2 protein-coding genes are annotated in these 2531 nt (G+C 58.8%); both read right to left on the bottom strand.

Going from position 1 to position 2531, the window contains the following annotated elements:
• A partial coding sequence (locus D6877_RS03405; RefSeq protein WP_130909852.1) for an MOSC domain-containing protein occupies positions 1-794 on the bottom strand: 794 nt, incomplete at its 3' end.
• Positions 795-986: 192 nt separating this feature from the next.
• Positions 987-1922: a chemotaxis protein CheV gene (locus tag D6877_RS03395; protein WP_130909850.1), complete on the bottom strand. Its 936-nt coding sequence runs from the start codon at positions 1920-1922 to the stop codon at positions 987-989.
• Positions 1923-2531 lie beyond the last annotated feature (609 nt).

Raw genomic sequence — 2531 nt, 5'->3', positions numbered from 1 at the left:
TCCACCGGCATGCCGACTTCCAGGCGACCGTTACCGTCGTTGACCAGATTCTGCCCGAACATCGCGCCATCGGCGGTGCTGCGGTGTTTCTGTAACGTCGCGAACGGCTCACGATCAGCACTGCGCTCACCGGTTTGCGGGTCGACGGTGGTCATGATGCAACGCGCACATGGCTTGACCACGCGGAATTCGATATCGCCGATGCGAATGCGTTTCCATTGGTCCTCGGCGTAAGGCGCGCTGCCTTCGATCACCAGATTCGGGCGGAAGCGCAGCATCTCCAGCTCTCGCCCTACCGTCTCCGAGAGCGCCAGCCGCGAGGCTTCGCCGATCAGCAGCAATGGATAACCATCGGCGAACGCCACTTGATCGTCATCCTTGCCGAAACCCGACTGCGTGGTGCGCGCCCGCTCGAGTGGCATTTGCACCAGACGTGTCGGCTTGCCGAGGAATTCGCTGACAAAACGCGCGGCTTGATCACCGGCGTCCGGCACCCGCAGGGTGTCACGCCAGATCGTCACACCGCGCAGCTCGGCGTCGGCAGCAGGCAATGGGACTTCAATCGAACCCTGCTCGGGCGTGCTCAAGGTCAAGCCACCACTGGCATTCCACAGCGCCGACAACTGACTCATCTTCGCTTCGGCACGCTGGGTCAGAAAGCGCCCGCTGGCCTCGTCCACCAACATCCAGCGTCGGTCACCCGCCAGCCCGAGCTTGTCCAGCTCGATGCTTTGCAGGATTTCGCCCTTGCCGGATTTCAACGGGTAACGATAAAGCGCGCTCAGACGCAGCATGGCCAGCTTCCTTGGAGGAAAAACGCCACCCTATACGAGCTTCAATACCGAATCAAAGCCGTCTGGGGTTTAAACACATTCCCCGTGGGAGCGAGCCTGCTCGCGAAGAGGCCGGCACATTCGCCATGAATGTGTCCGACCCTGCGCTTTCGCGAGCAGGCTCGCTCCCACAGGAAGCAAGATGTGCGTGTTTCAGGCCGGCACAACGTCGAGCATCAGACGCTGGCGCACCACGTCGACCAGTTTGTCCGGCTGGAATTTGGAGAGGAAGTTGTCGCAGCCGACCTTCTTCACCATCGAGTCGTTGAAACTGCCCGATAGCGAGGTGTGCAGTACGACGTACAGGCCACGCAGGCGAGGGTCGTTGCGGATCTCCGTGGTCAGGCGATAGCCGTCCATTTCCGGCATTTCCGCATCGGTGAAGATCATCAGCAGTTTGTCGGTCATGTGCACGCCGGTATCGGCCCAGGCCTTGAGCATGTTCAAGGCTTTCAGACCGTCGCTGGCAATGTGCATTTTCACCCCGAGCTGGCCGAGGGTATCGCGCAATTGCGAAAGCGCTACGTTGGAGTCGTCCACCAGCAAGACTTCGCGGCCACGGGCGCGCTCCAGTACCGGGTCGTCGAGTTTTTCGCGCGAGACCTTGGCGTTGTACGGGACGATCTCGGCGAGGACTTTTTCGACGTCGATGATCTCTACCAGTTGCTCGTCGACCTTGCTGATTGCGGTCAGATAATGCTGGCGGCCGGCACTGGTCGGCGGCGGCAGAATGGCTTCCCAGTTCATGTTGACGATGCGGTCGACACCGCCAACGAGGAAGGCCTGCACCGAACGGTTGTATTCGGTGACGATGATCGTGCTGTTCGGGCCCGGCACCAGCGGGCGCATGCCGATTGCCTGGGACAGGTCGATCACCGGCAATGTCTGGCCGCGCAGGTTGACCACGCCGCAGACGAAAGGATGACGCTGCGGCATCAGGGTCAGCTTTGGCAGTTGCAGAACTTCCTGAACCTTGAACACGTTGATCGCGAACAATTGACGTCCGGCCAGGCGAAACATGAGGATTTCCAGGCGATTCTCACCCACCAGTTGCGTGCGTTGGTCTACCGTGTCGAGAATGCCGGCCATCAATGACTCCTGGGCTTGTTCTGATGAATTCACTATGGGGGTTTATCGGCTGCATTCAGCTAATCTTGATTGCTGTAAAGCGCGCCGCTAAAAATGCCATAAACGGCCATTGATGTCACACTGACATCATGCTTTACTGGCAATCGTGATTTCATCTGCTAGATTCATTGCGGCGCGACCTCGGTTTGCACGTTAGGTTCCCGCGCCTAAGGGATTCCCCTAGGATCAATCAGGCCCAACCTGATATTCGCCATTTCCAATAGCCATTACTGTGACGCCATTCTCATTGCATGAACGGAGTCAGGCTATTGTGTGCGATCGCAATTCAGTGGCAACCCACCCTCTGGAACCCCTCGGTCCGTGCACCTGCACCGCCGGGCGCGATCTGCCGACGATTCACGATCGTCGCCACACACGGCCATCCGTCAACCAACACGACGTGGTGGAGATGAACATGCCAATCGACCGTAAAGACTGGGCGCAACGCTTCCCCGAATTTCTGGTCGAGGCCGAAATGCTTCTCGCCAAGTCCGAAGAATGCCTGAGCCATCTGCAACTGATCAGCAATGACAAGGATGCCATCGACTGCATGCTCGGCACTCTGCTGAA

Source organism: Pseudomonas sp. Sample_9 (genome assembly GCF_004307535.1).
Lineage (GTDB): Bacteria > Pseudomonadota > Gammaproteobacteria > Pseudomonadales > Pseudomonadaceae > Aquipseudomonas > Aquipseudomonas mercuritolerans.
The sequence above is the reverse complement of the archived record's forward strand: the minus strand, read 5'-3'. Positions and strand labels throughout refer to the sequence as shown.

Coding starts and splice junctions, on each gene's coding strand:
- D6877_RS03395 (WP_130909850.1), bottom strand. CDS start 1,922: ATGGCCGGCATTCTCGACACGGTAGACCAACGCACGCAACTGGTGGGT.